We start from the raw sequence: 18198 nt of genomic DNA, 5'->3' as shown, positions 1-18198 counted from the left end.
ACAAAACCTTAGCGGACCCGATGATTTCATGAACAAAAGCCTTCGTTTCAGCCACAAGATTCTGCTGGCAGCATCACTGATCGTGATCCTCGCATTCAGCCTGTTCACCCTCTACAACGATTATCTGCAGCGTAATGCGATTCGCGAGGACCTTCAGGACTACCTGACTGAGATGGGCGCTTCCACTTCGACCAACATCCGCAGTTTGTTCGAGGGGCGTATCAAACTGGTCGAAAACCTGGCGCAGAATATTGCCCAGCAACCGGCCAACGCTGAAACCCTGATGGGCCAGCAGGCGCTGATATCGAGTTTCCTAACCGTCTACCTGGGCAGGGTCGATGGCAGCTTCAGCGTACGCCCGGATGCAAAGATGCCTGACGGCTACGACCCCCGCACACGCCCTTGGTACAAGGATGGCATGAGTGCCAGCAGCACCCTGCTGACCGAACCCTACATCGACATGACCACCAACAAGATGGTCATCGGCATCCTCGACAAGGTGGCCGATTCGGTGGGCGTGGTCGGGGGTGACCTGGCACTGGACGGCCTGGCGCAAATCATCAACTCGCTGAATTTCGGCGGCATGGGCTATGCGTTCCTGGTAAATGACCAAGGCAAGATCCTGGTCCATCCGGATCAAGGCCTGGTGATGAAATCATTGTCAGACCTGTTCCCCGAGCGCACACCAAAGCTCACGTCCGAGCTCACCGAAGTGCAAAGTGACGGCCAGGCCCGCCTGCTGACGTTCACACCGGTGACCGGCTTGCCTTCGGCCAACTGGTACATCGGCCTGTCGTTGGACAAGGATGAGGCCTTCGCGATGCTCAGCACATTCCGCACTTCCGCCGTGATTGCCACCGTGGTGGCCGTGGTGATCATCATCGCCCTGCTGGGGCTGCTGATCCGTGTGCTGATGCAGCCGCTGCACACCATGACACGGGCCATGGAGGACATCGCCGAGGGTGAAGGCGACCTTACCAAGCGCCTGCGCATCCACCACCACGACGAGTTCGGCATCCTGGGCAACGCCTTCAACCGCTTCGTCGAGCGTATCCACGGCTCGATCCGTGAAGTGTCCTCGGCCACCGAGCAGGTGAACGAAGTCGCGTTGCGTGTCATCAGTGCGTCCAACTCGTCGATGGCCAATTCCGACGAACAGTCCAACCGCACCAACAGCGTGGCGGCCGCCATCAACGAGCTGGGCGCTGCCGCCCAGGAGATCGCCGGCAACGCGGCGCAGGCGTCCCAGCACGCAAGCTCTGCAAGGCGCCTGGCAGAAGAAGGCCAGCAGGTGGTCGATCGCAACATCGCCGCCATGAACCGTCTTTCCGACTTGATCGTAACGTCCAGCGCCCACATCGAGACGCTCAACAGCAAGACCGTCAACATCGGCCAGATTCTCGAAGTGATCACCAGCATCTCCCAGCAGACCAACCTGCTGGCGCTCAACGCCGCCATCGAGGCCGCGCGCGCCGGTGAAGCAGGTCGTGGTTTCGCAGTGGTGGCCGACGAGGTGCGCAACCTGGCCCATCGCACCCAGGAATCCGCGCAGCAGGTCCAGGGCATGATCGAGGAGCTGCAAGTGGGTGCCCGCGAGTCGGTCGAAACCATGGACCAGAGCCAGCGTCACAGCCTGGACAGCGTGCAGATCGCCAACCAGGCAGGTGAGCGGCTGGAAAGTGTCACCGTGCGCATTGGCGAAATCGATGGCATGAACCAGTCCGTGGCCACGGCCACCGAAGAGCAGACGGCCGTGGTCGAAGCCATCAACATGGATATCAACGAAATCAACATGCTCAACCAGGAAGGCGTGGAAAACCTGCAGGCGACGCTGCGTGCCTGTTCTGACCTGGAGCAGCAGGCCAGCCGCCTGAAACACCTGGTCGGCACCTTCCGTATCTGAAGCCGGCCCAGCCCCGGCACCGACCCACCGAGCGCTATTGCCTAGCGCTCGGCTGCCGGGCGGCCAACCGCACAAGCTGATCGAACAAACTACCCTTCTGAAAGGTCAACTTCATGGCATGTCAACGCCGGTTTCGTTACCGCGCGGTGACAGACCCGAAAGACGATCCCGGAGGGACGCAGATCGTGCACATTGCCGACATCACCATGTTCTACGCCCCGGCCAGCGGCGGCGTACGCACTTACCTTGATGCCAAACACCACCGCCTGGATGCCGTGCAAGGTGTCCGTCACAGCCTGTTGATCCCCGGCGCCAGCGCTCGGCATGAAGGCGGTGTCTATCATGTGCCTGCACTACCCCTGCCCTTTGGCAAAGGCTACCGCTTTCCGGTACGCCTGGCGCCATGGTGCAACACGCTGCGCACGCTAAAGCCAGACCTGATCGAAGTCGGCGATCCGTATCTGACCGCCTGGGCGGCGCTGGAAGCTCGCCGTCAGCTGGACGTGCCGGTCATTGGCTTCTATCACTCCGACCTGCCGCTGTTGGTGAGCAACCGCATGGGCAATTGGTTCACGCCCAACGTCGAGGCTTATGTCAGCAAGTTGTATGGCAATTTCGACCGAGTGCTCGCACCGAGCAAGGTCATGGCAGACAAGCTCCGTCGCCTGGGAGTACGTGATGTCCACGTGCAGCCTTTGGGCGTAGACCTGGAAACCTTCAATCCTGCACGCCGCGATCCACAGGTGCGAGCCGAACTGGGCATCGCCGACACCTGCCGGCTGCTGATCTATGCAGGCCGTGGCTCACGGGAGAAGAACCTGCCCGTTCTGCTTGAATGCATGCGGCAGTTGGGGCGCGGTTATCACCTGCTGCTGGTGGGGTCCAATATGCCCGCCAATGTGCCCGACAACGTCAGCGTGATCGGCCAGTTCTGCCCACCTGACCAGGTGGCTCGCCTGATGGCCAGCGCCGACCTGTTGGTGCATGCCGGCGACCAGGAAACGTTCGGCCTGGTCATCCTCGAAGCCATGGCCAGTGGTACGCCCGTGGTTGCAGTGCGTGCCGGCGCCTTCGGCGAAATCGTCAACGACCAGTGCGGTCGCTTGTGCCAACCCAACGACGCCAGGGCAATGGCCCTGGCCGTGCGCGAGGCGTTCGAAGCGGGTGCGCGCAAGCTCGGTGCCCAGGCCAGGCGCCATGTAGAGCAGCATTACTCATGGGACAACGTGGTCAACGGCCTGCTTGAGCATTACCAGGCCGTACTGGGCCACCAACAGCAGGTGCGGGCACATGCTTGAGGCCTCTCTCCGTTCCCGCAGCGTGATGCTGGTGCTGCATGACGTGGCCCCAGAGACCTGGCCAGACTACGAGCCGTTCGTGCAGGCGGTCGATGCATTGGGTAACGTGCCCATGACTTGGCTGGTGGTACCCGATTTTCATCGACGTAACCTGCTGACTCAGTCTCCCGGCTTCTGCCAGTTGCTCGATCGCCGTCTGGCCGCGGGTGACGAGCTGGCCCTGCATGGTTACGCCCATGCCGATGAAGGTCCCACGCCGCGCACGCCCCTGGACTACTTCATGCGGCGGATTTATACCCATGAAGGCGAGTTCTACGCGCTGGACGAACACCAGGCCATCGCCCGACTACAAGACGGTCTGGCGCTGTTCGACCGTCAAGGCTGGCCCGTGGCTGGCTTCGTGGCCCCCGCCTGGTTGATGAGCCAGGGCACACGACAAGCACTGCGCCAACTGCCGCTGAAGTACACCAGCACCCCGCAGCACCTCTATCGCCTGCCGGACTTTACCGCCATCGATGCACCCGGCCTGGTCTGGAGCGCGCGCAGCGCCTGGCGCCGTGGCGTGTCGCGGGTGCTCAGTGACTGGCAATGTCGACGTTGGCAAGGCGCCAACACCCTGCGCCTCGGGTTGCATCCGGTGGACATGCGCCATCGCTACTCACGGGACTACTGGTTGCGCACCCTTGAAAAACTGATCGAAGACGGGCGTGAACCTTTGACCAAGTCAGCCTGGCTGGAGCGGCAGGTGGCAGCGTGAACCGCTGGCTGCTGCTGGGCTTGGCGCTGTTGGGCGCAGCGTTGGTGCCTGCACTGTTGGGCGGCAGCGAACTGCTGCCCAAGCTGAGCCGTTTCGATCCGCAGCTGCTCATGACGTTGGTGGGCATGATCCTGCTGTGCTGGGTGATCAACGCCTGCCGGATGCGCCTGCTGCTGGGCGATCAGGCAGCGCGTGTATCGCGGGTGCGCACATTGGGTGTGGTCATGGCCACCGAGTTCGCCATCTGCACCACTCCAGGTGGCGGCGGCGGCCCCTTGACCCTGATGGCCTTGCTGGCCCGCGAGGGCATCAGTGCAGCCCGCAGCGGCGCGGTGTTCGCGATGGATCAGCTCAATGACTTGGTTTTTTTCTTCTGCGCCATGCTGGCGATCGCAGGCTATGCGCTGTTTCACAGCCTTGGGCGCAGCCAGGAAAGCATGTTGCTAGGCAGTGCAGCACTGCTATGCGCGGTGCTGGCAGGCGTGGTGATGTTGCTGCGCTACCGGCGCAAGGTGATGCGTCTGAACGGCCGGCTGTTGCAGCGCCTGGGCACCAGCGCACCGCGTAAACGACGCTGGGCACGCAAGCTGCTTCGTTTCGTGCAGGCCTTGGCGCAAACCTGGCAGTTGCCCAAGCGCACTTTGTTTCTGGTGTTCAGCCTGACATGCGTCCACTGGGGACTGCGCTTTAGCGTGCTGTATCTCGTGGTCAGGGGCTTGGGCGTGGAGCTGGCCTGGATTCCCAGCTTCCTGGTCCAGATGCTATCGCTCAGCGCCGGTCAGTTCAGCATGATGCCCGGGGGCGCAGGCGCTGCCGAGCTGACCTCGGCCAGCCTGCTGACACCCATGGTGGGCAGCTCGACGGCGGCGGCAGCGATCCTGATCTGGCGTGCCATCACTTACTACCTGTATCTGCTCGCCGGAGGGCCGGTGTTCGTGTGCCTGCTGGCGCGTCCGCTGCTGGAGCGCTGGCGCCGTCAGGTGGGTTGAGCGCTTGCCAAAGCGCCGCGGCACCGGGAAAGTCGGTACCGTCGGTGTCCTGCAAGGCGTCGGGATCGTAGCGGGCCAGGCAACCCTGACCCACTACAGGGGGAGGTGAGGCTGTAGGGGTACCGCGCCGTCCCATGGGTCGATCCTCACGTTGCTCGACAGGTCTGGGAGTAGCCCTGCGATCAGTCGAACACCACTGTCTTGTTGCCGTGCACCAGAACCCGATCTTCCAGGTGATAGCGCAGGCCGCGGGCCAGGACCATTTTTTCCACGTCACGCCCGAAGCGGACCATGTCCTCGATGCTGTCGGCGTGGGTAACCCGCACCACGTCCTGCTCGATGATAGGGCCGGCGTCCAGCTCTTCGGTCACATAGTGGCAAGTCGCGCCGATCAGTTTCACGCCACGCAGCGCCGCCTGGTGGTACGGCTTGGCGCCGACGAACGATGGCAGGAAGCTATGGTGGATGTTGATCACCTTCTCAGCATAGTCCTGGCAGAGTTGCGGCGGCAGAATTTGCATGTACCGCGCCAGCACGACCACATCGGCTGCATGTTCCTGCACCAGGCGTGACACTTCGGCAAACGCCGGGGCCTTGTCCTTGGGGTCTACTGGAACATGGAAAAACGGAATACCGTGCCACTCGACCATGCTGCGCAGGTCATTGTGGTTGGAAATGACGCAGGGAATATCGCAATCGAGCTCATCGCTGTGCCAGCGGTGCAGCAGGTCAGCCAGGCAATGGGATTCACGGCTGGCCATCAACACGACCCGCTTCTTCTGGGCAGAATCGGTCACGCGCCAGGTCATGGAGAACTCTTCGGCGATGGGCGCGAACGCCTCGCGAAAAGCCTCGATGCCGAAGGGCAGCGACTCGGCGCGAATTTCATGACGCATGAAGAACCAGCCAGTCTGCTCGTCGGAGTGATGGCTGGCTTCGGTGATCCAGCCGTTGTACAAGGCCAGGAAATTACTGACTTTCGCCACGATGCCGACACGGTCGGGGCAAGCGATCACCAGACGGTAGGTGCGCATGAATAAGACTCCAGAACTCGCAAAGGCGCTCATTCTAGCGGCACGCTGAGAAAAACGCAGTAATGATTGCGACGTGCTGCATAGGGCCGTTGGGCCTACCCGTGGGGAATCTTCTGACAAGATTTATGGATGAAACGGCAACCTATGTAAATTTCTGTTCACTTGGAGAAATACTGTCACAGCTTAACCAACTGTTAATACATCAATCATATGTTTACTTGCGAGAGTTGCCTGTTTACTATTGCTCCACACATTCCCGAACACGCATTAAGGAACACTCCATGTCCCTGATCAACGAGTACCGTGCCACCGAAGAAGCCATCAAGGAACTTCAGGCCCGCCTGGCCAACCTGTCTCAGGATGACAAGCTGAAAAAAGAACTGGAGTTCGAAGGCAAACTGCGCACCCTGATGGGCGAATATTCCAAATCGCTGCGTGACATCATTGCCCTGCTCGACCCTGATGCCAAGATGAGCAAACTGCCGCGTGGCGCCGTGAAAACCACTGGCACTAAACGCGCGCGCAAGGTCAAGCAATACAAGAACCCGCACAACGGTGAAGTCATCGAAACCAAAGGTGGCAACCACAAAACCCTGAAAGAGTGGAAAGCTCAATGGGGCGGTGACGAGGTAGAAAGCTGGGCAACCCTGCTGGACTGATTGTCCGTTGCCCGCTATTTGATATTCGAAAAGAAAACGCCGGTTAATAACCGGCGTTTTTTTATGGGTTTTCAATTGACGGCGAACCGCGTTTGCAACGCGTTGGCATGCAGTTGCCAGGCAGTCAGCACTTGCCGTCCTGCTTCATCCGCGTCAGGCCAGGCTACGGCCAGGGCATGGGCGAAATCACCCAAGGTATTGGGCGCACCCCAGCGGGGGTCAGCCAGACGCTGCCTACAAAAATCCTGCCATCGCGCCCGCTCTTCATCGTTCAAGGTGTCCGGAAAGTTACGCGCACGGTAGCGAAAGAGTAGTTCGGGCAGGCGTGGATCATCGAACATCCACTGCCCGGCGCCCAACTGTGCGGGCGCCAGCGAACGCACTTGATCGCATAGCCGCCGGTCACGCTGGCCGAGAAACCGCTCATACAATTGCTGTTCAGGATCTTCACTGGCCGCAAAACCGTCTTGTGTATAAATAAGCGCCAGTTTTTCCTGCCATTGATCCTGTTGACGGGCCAATGCCTCTGCGCGCCGTTGTAACGTATCCAGGTCGATCCCAAGACGCGCTTGATCGGCCGGTCGTATTACAGAAAGGGGCGCGACCACCGGACAGCGGTTGATCTGAATGAGTTTGAGCGGTACGGGCAGCTCGCCTTCGCCAAGTGTTTCTCGACGGGTATAGAGCCGCTGGCGTAAAGTTTCAGCATTTTCCTCAACCAGCGGCAGGGTTTGCTGATGCAGATCGCAAACAATCAATGCATTGCGGTTCTTAGGGTGCCAGGCCAATGGCAACACAATGCCCAGGTAATGACGCGCGGCACTGAAACGCCCGGAAATATGCACCATCGGCTGTAGCAACCGTATTTGCTCCATGACCTTATGCTTGCTGCGAAGCTGAAACAACCAGTCGTACAACTTGGGCTGCTTCTCGCGTATCAGCCGAGCAAGGGCAATGGTTGCCCGAACATCGGACAGCGCTTCGTGTGCATGGCCATGCTCGATGCCATTGGCCTTGCTCAACAACTCAAGGCGCAGACTGGTGCGCCCGTCCTGTTTGGGCCATTGGATGCCATCGGGCCGCAAGGCGCACGCGGCTCTAACGATATCGATCAAATCCCAGCGGCTGTTGCCGCCCTGCCATTCGCGGGCGTAAGGGTCGAAGAAGTTGCGGTAGAGGCTGTAGCGGGTGACCTCGTCGTCGAAACGCAGCGTGTTGTAGCCGGCGCCACAGGTGCCGGGTTGTGCCAGCTCGGCGTGCACCCGCGCCATGAACTCGGCCTCGCCGAGGCCTTTTTCGGCCAACTTTTGCGGCGTGACGCCCGTCACCAGGCAGGCAGCAGGGTGCGGCAGTATATCGTCCGATAGGCGGCAGTAGAGGTTGACCGGATCGTCGATTTCATTGAGGTCAAGGTCAGTACGTACCCCTGCCATCTGCACGGGCCGGTCGCAGCGCGGGTTGATGCCAGTGGTTTCGTAGTCATACCAGAAGATGCTTGAGGTCACAGGGCCGTCCTGTTGCAGGGTCGCCCTGATTCTAACGCGTTGAGCCCGGCCTGACGTCGAGCCGATGAAGCTACCTGGGGCCAGTAGGCGGTGCTATGCAGCCCCTATTGGCCCGGGCCAGTCCCATGGGCAGGCATCAGCGCTCGGCATTACCGACCTGTCAAACCGAGGTAGAGGAAGCGCGAAAACTGAAGTACTCCTGCAGGGAGCGTACAAAGTCATCGTATTCGCGAGGGGCCTGCAACAACATGAAACCCGAATCGTAATATCCAGGGGTCTGGTCCTCGCGGCACCACAGGCAACTGGCCGTAAGGTTGACGAACTGATGCCCACCCCCCGTCAACGGCAGGCGCAACTGCAATTCGTAATCGGGGCCCACCATGACCGGCAGTTCGCTGATCAGCATCATGCCGTTTTCGGAGGCGTTGCCGAGCTGGCCCATCTCCTGGCCGTTGAAGCGATTGAACACTTTCAGGACAAAGGGCAGCTGGTGGCGGTCGATAAGTCGTTTATTGAATAGCGTCAAGGTCAGTCCGTCCGCGATGCCAGGAATGCCTGGTACTGGCGGTTGTTGTATCAGTTGAGTGACAGGTTAGCGCACGCTGCGACAAATCTCCCTGTCAATACAACACACCTTGGCATTAGCGCCAAGGTACGCTCGTCGCTGGCCTGGTCACGGCCGGTTCACCGCCGCGGTAGTGGCCGAGTTTCTCCAGTGTTTGCAGGCGCGCCTGGGCACGGTAGGCATATTCATTGCCCGGATAGCGCTGGATCAGGTACTGGTAGGTCTGTGCGGCATCCACATACAACGCTTGCCGCTCCAGGCACTGCCCACGCAGCAACGCGACTTCCGGGTGGATGAACGGCCGGGCGCGGCTGGTACGATCGACCTGGGACAGCTCCAGCATTACCCGCTGGCAATCACCCCGATCATAAGCGCGGTAGGCATTGTTGAGATGGTGGTCCATGGACCAGCGGGTACACCCGACGGCACTGGCCGCGAGGGCTAAAACGATCAGCATGCGCATGGGACTCTCCTTTGCTGAACAGCATATCGGCCGACCCATCGGATTCTTCAACGATCGGCACTTACCGCGTTTGTTGACCGACACATACCAGCCAACAAACCCGTGCCCCTGTCACCTGCACAGTTTTCCAAAGCCAGGTAGTGCAACCTAACGATGACTACAGCCCGATTCAGGAGTAGCCTCTCGCTGCGCTTCACTATAGGAGTCTGTGCATGACCATCCGCCGTACCAAAATCGTCGCCACCCTTGGCCCCGCCAGCAATTCGCCGGAAGTGATCGAACAGTTGATCCTCGCCGGCCTGGACGTGGCTCGCCTGAACTTCTCTCATGGCACTCCGGACGAGCATAAGGCACGCGCCCGCCTGATCCGTGAAATCGCTGCCAAGAATGGCCGTCACGTGGCCTTGCTCGGCGACCTGCAGGGTCCGAAGATCCGCATCGCCAAGTTCGCCAACAAGCGCATCGAACTGAAAGTCGGTGACACCTTCACCTTCTCGACCGCTCATCCGCTGACAGAAGGCAACCAGGACATCGTCGGTATCGACTACCCCGACCTGGTCAAGGACTGTGGCGTTGGCGACGAACTGCTGCTCGACGATGGCCGCGTGGTCATGCGCGTCGAAACCGCCACCGCCGACGCCCTGCACTGCGTGGTGATCATCGGTGGCCCGCTGTCGGACCACAAGGGCATCAACCGCAAAGGTGGCGGTCTGACTGCACCGGCCCTGACCGAGAAGGACAAAGCCGACATCAAGCTGGCTGCCGAGATGGACCTGGACTACCTGGCCGTATCCTTCCCGCGTGACGCCAGTGACATGGAATACGCCCGCAAACTGCGTGACGAGTCCGGTGGCAGCGCCTGGCTGGTGGCCAAGATCGAACGCGCCGAAGCGGTTGCCGACGACGAAACCCTCGACAAGCTCATCGCAGCCTCCGACGCCGTCATGGTTGCCCGTGGTGACCTGGGCGTGGAAATCGGCGACGCCGAGCTGATCGCCATCCAGAAGAAGATCATCCAGCACGCCCGCCGCAACAACAAGGCAGTGATCGTCGCGACCCAGATGATGGAGTCGATGATCCAGAACCCGATGCCGACCCGTGCCGAAGTGTCCGACGTGGCAAACGCCGTGCTCGACAACACCGATGCCGTGATGCTGTCGGCCGAAAGCGCCGCCGGGTCATACCCGATCGAAGCGGTCCAGGCCATGGCGCGCATCTGCCTGGGTGCCGAGAAGCACCCGACCAGCCAGCGCTCCAGCCACCGCCTGCACACCACGTTCGAGCGCTGCGACGAAAGCATCGCCCTGGCAGCCATGTACACGGCCAACCACTTCCCGGGTGTGAAGGCGATCATCGCTCTGACCGAGAGCGGTTATACCCCACTGATCATGTCGCGCCTGCGCTCGCACGTGCCAATCTTCGCCCTGTCTCCGCACCGCGCCACCCAGGCCCGTGCCTCGATGTTCCGCGGTGTTTACCCGATCGATTTCGACCCGGCATCGCTACCGGCCGACAAGGTCAGCCAGGCCGCCGTGGACGAGCTGCTCAAGCGTGGGCTGGTCGAGCAAGGTGACTGGGTGATCCTCACCAAGGGCGACAGCTACCACACCATCGGCGGGACCAACGGCATGAAGATCCTGCATGTCGGTGATCCGCTGGTCGGCTGATCGGCTGACGAGCCAGGGTTGCTTCGCGCGCGTTCCCCCGTGCGCAAGCGGCCCTGTTCAGGCACCGCAGATACGTCGGCTCAGGCGTGCTCGACAAAGCTGTCTGCAAACACCTGCCCCCTCGGCACCCCAGCGATGAACAGCCGTCGGGCAAAGCGTTCGACGCTGGCGGGCGCGCCGCACAGCAAGGCCAAAGTCTGTCTCGATGAAGGCCGCAGCGCAGCCAGTGCCTCCTCCAGCTGCGCGACCATCACCAATTCCACGTTTACACCTGGCAACTGCTGCAACGGCGCTGCCAAGTAGTGCCCTGCGCGGTCGCGGGCCACGTGCAGCAACCTGATCTCCCCCTGATGGCCTTGGCGCAAGGCTTCGCGCACGATGCCCCACAGCGGTGCAAGCCCGGTACCGGCAGCCAGTAGCCATAACGGTCTGTCCTGCCAGTCAAGGTCGTAATGCAATGCCCCGCCCCTCACCTCGCCAACGCGCAACACATCCCCCACTTCCAGCGCCCGCGCCCGGTCACAGAATGCACCGGGGTGCTGGCAATCGATATGAAACTCCAGGTAATCATCTTCACCCGGCAGGCTGGCCAGCGAATAGGGCCGCGCCACCCCACCCAACCAGAGCACCGCGTGCTGGCCCGGCTGGTAGCGGACGCTGCGCTCGGTCCGCAGGCGCAACCGCAGCACATCACCGAACCAGTCCAGTTCGCTGACAGTGCCACCTACACCGTCGCGCAACGGATCGAACACCTCCACGCGCAGGTCTTCGACCACGCGGCACTGGCAAGCCAGGCGCCAGCCCACGGCATGCCTGTCCAGCGCCAGGGCTTCTGGCAGGGCGTCGAGGGGCAACCCGTCCTCACACCGTACCAGGCACGCATGGCAGCTCCCTGCGCGGCAGCTGTAGGGCACCCCGAGCCCTGCCTCGTTCAGGGCATCGAGCAAGTTGGCACCCGTCGGCACCGTCCAACAACGCGTGCCCACCCTAATTTCGGGCATGTTCACTCACCTGTTCAAACCCCTTGTGCCGATGGACGCGACCGCGCGCCCGTCGAGTCTAATGCCCTGTCCTGTGCCTAGCAGCAAAAAGGATGCCGGCTACCGGCCAGACCATGGTCCTGACCACTCGCAGGTGTTTCACAGGGGCAGGCGCGCTATACTGCCGCGCCTTTTTTGCGTCGGCAGGCTGTCGGCGCGCCTTTGCAAGGCGTTTCGACAGGCTGGTCGGCTCCGTCGAACGTCTCACTGAATGTTCCCGTCTTTAAGAGGAGCGCGCTGCATGACCGTGATCAAGCAAGACGACCTGATTCAGAGCGTGGCCGACGCCCTGCAATTCATCTCGTACTACCACCCCGTCGATTTCATCCAGGCCATGCACGAGGCCTACCTGCGCGAAGAGTCGCCGGCTGCGCGCGACTCCATCGCCCAGATCCTGATCAACTCGCGCATGTGTGCCACCGGTCACCGGCCTATCTGCCAGGACACCGGCATCGTCACCGTATTCGTGCGCGTGGGTATGGATGTGCGCTGGGACGGCGCCACCCTGAGCGTCGACGACATGATCAACGAAGGTGTGCGCCGCGCCTACAACCTGCCTGAAAACGTGCTGCGCGCATCGATCCTGGCCGACCCGGCCGGTGCCCGCAAGAACACCAAGGACAATACGCCGGCCGTTATCCACTACTCCATCGTCCCCGGCGACAAGGTCGAGGTGGATGTTGCAGCCAAGGGCGGCGGTTCGGAAAACAAGTCCAAAATGGCCATGCTCAACCCGTCCGACTCCATCGTCGACTGGGTACTCAAGACCGTTCCGACCATGGGCGCTGGCTGGTGCCCGCCTGGCATGCTGGGCATCGGTATCGGCGGCACTGCCGAAAAAGCCGCGGTCATGGCCAAGGAAGTGCTCATGGAGTCCATCGACATCCATGAGCTCAAGGCACGCGGCCCGCAGAACCGCCTGGAAGAAATCCGCCTGGAGCTGTTCGAGAAGGTCAACCAACTGGGCATCGGCGCCCAGGGCCTCGGTGGCCTGACCACCGTGCTCGACGTCAAGATCATGGACTACCCGACCCACGCCGCCTCGCTGCCGGTGTGCATGATCCCCAACTGCGCGGCCACTCGCCACGCCCACTTCGTGCTCGACGGCACAGGCCCTGCGGAGCTCGAAGCGCCTTCGCTGGACGCCTACCCCGAAATCGTCTGGGAAGCGGGCCCAAGCGCCCGACGTGTCAACCTCGACAGCATCACGCCCGAAGAAGTGGCCAGCTGGAAACCGGGTGAAACCATCCTGCTCAACGGCAAGATGCTGACCGGCCGGGACGCAGCCCACAAGCGCATGGTCGAAATGCTCAACCGCGGCGAAGCACTGCCGGTGGATCTCAAGGGCCGCTTCATCTACTACGTCGGCCCGGTCGACCCGGTAGGCGACGAAGTGGTCGGCCCTGCTGGCCCCACCACCGCCACGCGCATGGACAAGTTCACCCGCCAGATCCTGGAGCAGACCGGTCTGCTGGGCATGATCGGCAAGTCCGAGCGCGGCCCGACCGCCATCGAAGCGATCAAGGACAACAAGGCCGTCTACCTGATGGCTGTAGGTGGCGCCGCCTATCTGGTTGCGCAAGCCATCCGCAAGTCCAAGGTCCTGGCCTTTGCCGAACTGGGCATGGAAGCCATCTACGAGTTCGAGGTCAAGGACATGCCCGTGACCGTGGCCGTGGACAGCAACGGTGAGTCGGTGCACATCACAGGCCCTGCCTTGTGGCAGAACAAGATTGCCCAGAGCCTGGCCGTCGAAGTGAAGTAACCCATGGCAACAGCGGGCGGCGCTTTCAGGGGCCGCTCGCGTGCGCAGCCATGCGCAGCCCAACCTGCGGCGGCGGACCTTGATGCCAGGGCCCGCCGCCGTTGCGTTTAAAGACGTTCGAATTGTTCGGGCCAGTTCCTGCGGGTAAATACCTGCCCCTGCTGCCTGACCCGGCGCACGGCCTCCAGGTCCAGATCGCACACCAGCCAACGGCTGCACTGCGGGTCGAGCGATTCGCTCAGAGCCATTACCCCATCCCCCGGCATGCCACGATCAGGCGGCACGAACAGCCCTGCCCGGCCTAGGTTCTCGTCCAATGCCGGCGACCAGGGTGCCAGCCCTACGGTCGGGCTCTGCAATACGGCCAGCTGGTTCTCCAAGGCGCGTGCCTGAGCCCCGATCCGTACACGGTGATAGCCGGCTTCGGTGTCGGTGCAGCTCGGCGCCAGGATCAGGTCAGCCCCACGCTCTGCCAACCGGCGTGCCAAGAGCGGGAACTCATTGTCGTAACAGACCAGGATGCCAAGACGGCCCAGATCGGTGTCGAACACCGTCAGCCCATGGCCTGCGGCAATGCCCCACTGTTCCCGCTCGAAGCGGGTCATCATCAGCTTGTCCTGATGCCCTAGCGCGCCTTTGGGGCCAAACAGCCAGGCGCGGTTGCGGTAGGCGCCGTCGCTGTCCAGTACCGGAAGCGTGCCTGGTTGCAGGTAGATGCCCCAACGCTTGGCCAGGCCTGCACACAGGGCCTTCCACGGCTCGATCAAAGGCTGGATGCCTGCAATGGAAGCCTTCAGGTCCCCCCGCTGCTCGGGTGTCAGCTGCCCGCTGAGCACCAGCCCTGCATATTCGGGCAGCAGCAGCAGGCGCGCGCCCGCCTCCACCGCCTCTGCACACAAGCCCTGCAGGTGGTCGGCATAAGCCTCCCAGGTTTCGTGCAGCTCAATGGCGTATTGGCAGGCCGCGACACGGATCAAAGGGGCAGTTCCTTGAGCCAGAACGACATCAGCTTGTCCGAGCTTTCCTGCTCGTCCAGGTCGCGCCAGGCATACCGGGTACGCAGTGATGGGTCATGGAGGAAACCGCGGTTGCGCCAGAACCCATGCAAAGGCTTGTAGTCGGCCGGGCGGCGCGGATGTACACCGGGCCGCTCCACGGCGCAGAACGCGCAGTAATCGAACTCGGCCAGTTTGTGGGCATAGGATTCGCGTTCGATGAAAAAACGTACCCCAAGCCCCTGCCCTCGGTATGGCGGCAGAACCACAGACTCGCCGAAATAGTAGACGCTGGCCGGGTCGCGGCCCTGGGCCACGAACGGCTCCTGGAACTCGGGCGCAACGTCGACCAGGGGCAGGCCCGTGGAGGCGCCCACTACCTTGTCCTCATCCATGGCCAGCACCACCAGGCTGCGCCCGGAACGGGCATAGGCGGCCAGGTAGTCGGCTTCGTACTCGGGCGAGCCATCGTAGAGGTAGGGGAACTCGCGGAACACAGTTAGGCGCAGACGAGCGAGGTCATCGATATAGGGCGCGATGGCGGCGCCGTGCAGTAGGCGTATTTGCATGCTTGGCGGTCGTTTTGTCGATGTGGATGACGCGCTCGGCTAAGCCGGGCTTGAGGGGAAACCCTATCATCCAGCCCACCGACACGCCTTTTCCCTACACGACAGGTAATGTTCCATGACCGCTACCGAATTGGTAAACGCTTACTACGCCGCGTTCAACGCAGGTGACATGCCAGGGTTTCTGGCCCTGCTCAGCGAAGATGTGATTCACGACATCAATCAGGGTGAGCGGCAGATGGGCAAGGCCAGGTTCGCCGCCTTCATGGACAAAATGAACCGCTGCTACCGCGAGCGCCTGGCCGACATCGTGGTGATGCAGAATGCCGACGGCAGTCGCGCGGCGGCGGAATTCACCGTACACGGGCAATATGTGGCCGATGACGAAGGCCTGCCTGCGGCCACCGGCCAGACCTATGTCCTGCCGGCCGGCGCGTTCTTCTATATCCATTGCGGCAAGATCGCCCGCGTAACCAACTACTACAACCTCAACGATTGGGTCGAGCAAGTCGGCTGACCCATGGACTGGCCGGCCTGATGAGTCAGAGGATACGGGTGCCCAACACCTTCAAAAACGCCGCCAACCACGCAGGGTGAGCCGGCCAGGCGGGCGCAGTGACCAGGTTGCCGTCCACATGGGCCTGGTCCACCGCAATGTCGATATAGGTGCCGCCGGCCAGGCGCACCTCGGGCGCGCAGGCCGGGTACGCACTGCACTCCCGGCCTTTGAGCACCCCGGCAGCGGCTAGCAACTGGGCGCCGTGACACACGGCAGCGATGGGCTTGCCTGCCTGGTCGAACGCTCGCACCAGCTCGAGCACTTTCTCGTTAAGGCGCAGGTATTCCGGGGCACGCCCGCCCGGGATTACCAGTGCATCGTAACTTTCGGCGCGGGCCCGGACGAAATCGTGGTTCAGGGCAAACTGGTGCCCCGGCTTTTCACTGTAGGTCTGGTCGCCTTCGAAGTCGTGGATAGCCGTGCGCACGGTCTGGCCCGCCACCTTTTCCGGGCACACGGCGTGCACGGTATGCCCAACCATGCTCAGCGCCTGGAAGGGCACCATGACCTCGTAGTCCTCGACGTAATCGCCCACCAGCATGAGTATCTTCTTAACCGTCATCGCATCCATTCCCTCGATTGCCTGTGAACCGTCATTGCACGATAGCTGCGCTCAGTCGCGCCGGTCGAGCACGTTGGCCACCAACCGGTCCAGCCATCCCCAGATGCGCTGTTTGACCCGTCGCCAGAACGGCCTGGCGTTCCAATGCGCCAGGTCAACTTCCTCGCTCAGGGCAAAATCGCGTTCGAAACTTTCGACCACCGCGCTCGTCAGCGGCAGGTCCAACGCTTCTATATTGGCCTCCAGATTGAAGCGCAGGTTCCAATGGTCGAAGTTGCAGGACCCGATGCTGACCCAATCGTCCACCACCACCATCTTCAGGTGCAGAAAGCACGGCTGATACTCGAAAATACGCACGCCAGCGCGCAGCAGGCGTGGATAGTACCGGTGACCGGCATACCGTACCGAAGGATGATCGGTGCGCGGGCCGGTGAGCAGCAACCGCACATCGACGCCCTTGCCAGCTGCGCGGCGCAGCGAGCGACGCACGCTCCAGGTCGGCAGAAAGTAAGGCGTGGCCAGCCAAATGCGCTGCTTGCCGCTGTTGAGGGCACGTACCAATGAATGCAGGATGTCCTGATGCTGGCGGGCGTCGGCATAGGCCACCCGGCCCATGCCCTGCCCTTGCGCAGGCACCTTGGGCAGGCGCGGCAGGCCGAAGCCCTCGGCAGGGCGCCAGGCCGTGCGGCGATGGTTGGCCTGCCACTGGCGATCAAACAGCAATTGCCAGTCGCTCACCACCGGGCCTTGCATCAGCACCATCACCTCGTGCCATTCGCTGCTGGGCTGGCCCGGTTGCCAGAACTCATCGGTAACCCCGGTACCGCCCACCACCGCCCACTGCTCGTCGACCACAAGCAACTTGCGATGGTCGCGGTACAGATTGCGCAGCCCGCGTCTCCAGTGCAGCCGGTTGTACCAGCGCAGATACACGCCGGCATCCACCAGACGTTGCCGCAGCTTGGCGCTCAAGGCCAGCGACCCGTAATAATCGAACAGGCAGCGCACCCGCACCCCGCGGCGGGCGGTCTGTTCCAGCACCTGGACCACAGCCTCGGCGCAGGCTCCGGACTCGACCAGGTACAGTTCCAGGTCCACCTGCGTCTGGGCATGCTCAATGGCCGACAGCATGCGGGGGAAGAATTGTGGCCCATCGATCAGCAGCTCGAACTGGTTGCCATCCCGCCAGGGGAAGACCGGGCCCGGCATGTCAGCGCGCAGTGAAGATCAGTACCGCATTGACCGGTACGGACGGGTTGATGGCCTTAAGGTTGGCGAACTTGCGCAGGGCTTGCAGCCCTGGCATCAGGCCGAAATCCTCGGCGCGCAGCACCAGGGGCTCCAGGGTGACGACCTGGAACCGACGCTCGTCCAGGCGGGTGGCCAACAGCAAGGCGTCGTAGCGGTGGGACTGACCGTGCAACGTTACCGTCAGCGGTAGGCGCAATTCGATCTGCGCACCGTTGGCCAGGTCGTTGATCGGGCGCAGATCCAGCTGCGCCTGCACGGTCGCTTCGGCAAACCGTGCGACGTCGAACAATGTGTCCCGCATGCGCTCATCCCGCAACGGGACGCCGCTGCTGACCGAATCCATCTCGATACGAAGGCTCGCGGCGCCCTTGCGGTCCACCGTGCCATGCAGCACTAGGAAGCGGTGCACCTGCGCCGCTTCGCCGTTGGTGCCGGTGATGAAGGACAGGCGAGACGACTCGCCGTCAAGGTGCCAATTGGCGTGTGCGGGCAGGCACAACGCAAGCAGCAGTGCAGGCCATAGGCGGAGTGACTTGAGCATGAGGGGTCTCGAAAATGCAGGCGACTCACCTTACCGCGCAGGTCTTTGGCACAGCAAGCGCCAGCACGTTCGCCGCCAC

At 62.1% G+C, this 18198-nt stretch carries 18 protein-coding genes and 1 pseudogene; 9 read left to right on the top strand and 10 right to left on the bottom strand.

Annotated elements, in window-relative coordinates; all coding sequences use genetic code 11:
• Window positions 1-28: 28 nt before the first annotated feature.
• The 5 genes and pseudogenes from B2J77_RS21815 to B2J77_RS04460 all read left to right on the top strand — a co-directional run.
• Window positions 29-1045 (top strand): annotated as a pseudogene (locus tag B2J77_RS21815) (cache domain-containing protein); the annotation flags it as partial.
• A gap of 93 nt (window positions 1046-1138) precedes the next feature.
• The gene (locus tag B2J77_RS21810; RefSeq protein ID WP_416231922.1) at window positions 1139-1903 is read left to right on the top strand and encodes a methyl-accepting chemotaxis protein; all 765 of its coding nucleotides are present in this window, start codon (window positions 1139-1141) and stop codon (window positions 1901-1903) included.
• A gap of 206 nt (window positions 1904-2109) precedes the next feature.
• Window positions 2110-3201, top strand: coding sequence for a glycosyltransferase family 4 protein (locus B2J77_RS04470; protein WP_058637229.1), 1092 nt, complete (start codon window positions 2110-2112; stop codon window positions 3199-3201).
• The gene (locus B2J77_RS04465) at window positions 3194-3958 is read left to right on the top strand and encodes a DUF2334 domain-containing protein (RefSeq protein WP_058637123.1); all 765 of its coding nucleotides are present in this window, start codon (window positions 3194-3196) and stop codon (window positions 3956-3958) included. The genes B2J77_RS04470 and B2J77_RS04465 overlap by 8 nt, the downstream gene beginning before the upstream one ends.
• Window positions 3955-4947 (top strand): lysylphosphatidylglycerol synthase transmembrane domain-containing protein, encoded by a 993-nt coding sequence (locus tag B2J77_RS04460; protein ID WP_078478055.1) that lies wholly within the window; start codon window positions 3955-3957, stop codon window positions 4945-4947. The genes B2J77_RS04465 and B2J77_RS04460 overlap by 4 nt, the downstream gene beginning before the upstream one ends.
• Window positions 4948-5129: 182 nt before the next feature.
• Here the strand turns inward: B2J77_RS04460 and purU are convergent, their stop codons facing one another.
• On the bottom strand, window positions 5130-5981 hold the full coding sequence (gene purU, locus B2J77_RS04450) for a formyltetrahydrofolate deformylase (RefSeq protein WP_023534293.1): 852 nt from the start codon (window positions 5979-5981) through the stop codon (window positions 5130-5132).
• A 281-nt stretch (window positions 5982-6262) separates the two neighbouring features.
• On the opposite strand from purU, the gene mvaT reads away from it, so the two are divergent.
• A complete protein-coding gene (gene mvaT, locus B2J77_RS04445; protein WP_023534419.1) occupies window positions 6263-6640 on the top strand; it encodes a histone-like nucleoid-structuring protein MvaT in 378 nt (125 codons plus the stop codon).
• 71 nt (window positions 6641-6711) lie between these two features.
• Here mvaT and sbcB read toward each other — a convergent pair whose 3' ends face one another.
• The 3 genes from sbcB to B2J77_RS04430 all read right to left on the bottom strand — a co-directional run bounded on the left by sbcB (window position 6712) and on the right by B2J77_RS04430 (window position 9173).
• A complete protein-coding gene (gene sbcB / locus B2J77_RS04440) occupies window positions 6712-8145 on the bottom strand; it encodes an exodeoxyribonuclease I (protein WP_078478053.1) in 1434 nt (477 codons plus the stop codon).
• 160 nt (window positions 8146-8305) lie between these two features.
• Complete coding sequence (locus tag B2J77_RS04435) at window positions 8306-8671, bottom strand: PilZ domain-containing protein (protein ID WP_058603253.1); 366 nt, start codon at window positions 8669-8671, stop codon at window positions 8306-8308.
• Between the two features lie 115 nt (window positions 8672-8786).
• Window positions 8787-9173, bottom strand: coding sequence for a hypothetical protein (locus tag B2J77_RS04430; RefSeq protein WP_023534272.1), 387 nt, complete (start codon window positions 9171-9173; stop codon window positions 8787-8789).
• Between the two features lie 212 nt (window positions 9174-9385).
• Between B2J77_RS04430 and pyk the strand changes: the two genes are divergently transcribed.
• Window positions 9386-10840, top strand: a complete 1455-nt coding sequence (gene pyk / locus B2J77_RS04425) for a pyruvate kinase (RefSeq protein ID WP_027914526.1) — start codon at window positions 9386-9388, stop codon at window positions 10838-10840.
• Window positions 10841-10920: 80 nt separating this feature from the next.
• Here pyk and B2J77_RS04420 read toward each other — a convergent pair whose 3' ends face one another.
• Complete coding sequence (locus B2J77_RS04420) at window positions 10921-11841, bottom strand: iron-sulfur-binding ferredoxin reductase (RefSeq protein ID WP_078478052.1); 921 nt, start codon at window positions 11839-11841, stop codon at window positions 10921-10923.
• 280 nt (window positions 11842-12121) lie between these two features.
• Between B2J77_RS04420 and B2J77_RS04415 the strand changes: the two genes are divergently transcribed.
• A complete protein-coding gene (locus tag B2J77_RS04415) occupies window positions 12122-13645 on the top strand; it encodes a fumarate hydratase (RefSeq protein ID WP_023534301.1) in 1524 nt (507 codons plus the stop codon).
• 107 nt (window positions 13646-13752) lie between these two features.
• Here B2J77_RS04415 and B2J77_RS04410 read toward each other — a convergent pair whose 3' ends face one another.
• Both B2J77_RS04410 and B2J77_RS04405 read right to left on the bottom strand, forming a co-directional pair.
• On the bottom strand, window positions 13753-14622 hold the full coding sequence (locus B2J77_RS04410; RefSeq protein ID WP_078478051.1) for a carbon-nitrogen hydrolase family protein: 870 nt from the start codon (window positions 14620-14622) through the stop codon (window positions 13753-13755).
• Window positions 14619-15209, bottom strand: a complete 591-nt coding sequence (locus B2J77_RS04405) for a GNAT family N-acetyltransferase (RefSeq protein ID WP_058603257.1) — start codon at window positions 15207-15209, stop codon at window positions 14619-14621. The genes B2J77_RS04410 and B2J77_RS04405 overlap by 4 nt, the downstream gene beginning before the upstream one ends.
• A gap of 115 nt (window positions 15210-15324) precedes the next feature.
• Between B2J77_RS04405 and B2J77_RS04400 the strand changes: the two genes are divergently transcribed.
• Complete coding sequence (locus B2J77_RS04400; RefSeq protein WP_027914521.1) at window positions 15325-15723, top strand: nuclear transport factor 2 family protein; 399 nt, start codon at window positions 15325-15327, stop codon at window positions 15721-15723.
• Between the two features lie 25 nt (window positions 15724-15748).
• Here the strand turns inward: B2J77_RS04400 and B2J77_RS04395 are convergent, their stop codons facing one another.
• Genes B2J77_RS04395 through B2J77_RS04385 form a run of 3 tightly spaced genes read right to left on the bottom strand, consistent with a single transcriptional unit; the run spans window position 15749 to window position 18119 of the window.
• Window positions 15749-16327 carry a DJ-1/PfpI family protein gene (locus B2J77_RS04395; RefSeq protein WP_058637230.1) on the bottom strand — a complete coding sequence of 193 codons (579 nt, stop codon included), beginning with the start codon at window positions 16325-16327 and terminating at the stop codon, window positions 15749-15751.
• Between the two features lie 51 nt (window positions 16328-16378).
• A complete protein-coding gene (locus tag B2J77_RS04390) occupies window positions 16379-17536 on the bottom strand; it encodes a phospholipase D-like domain-containing protein (protein WP_078478050.1) in 1158 nt (385 codons plus the stop codon).
• Between the two features lies 1 nt (window position 17537).
• Window positions 17538-18119 (bottom strand): YceI family protein, encoded by a 582-nt coding sequence (locus B2J77_RS04385; protein ID WP_058637130.1) that lies wholly within the window; start codon window positions 18117-18119, stop codon window positions 17538-17540.
• Window positions 18120-18198 lie beyond the last annotated feature (79 nt).

Source organism: Pseudomonas parafulva, assembly GCF_002021815.1.
GTDB classification, from domain to species: domain Bacteria; phylum Pseudomonadota; class Gammaproteobacteria; order Pseudomonadales; family Pseudomonadaceae; genus Aquipseudomonas; species Aquipseudomonas parafulva_B.
This window is presented reverse-complemented; position numbering and strand designations above follow the sequence as displayed.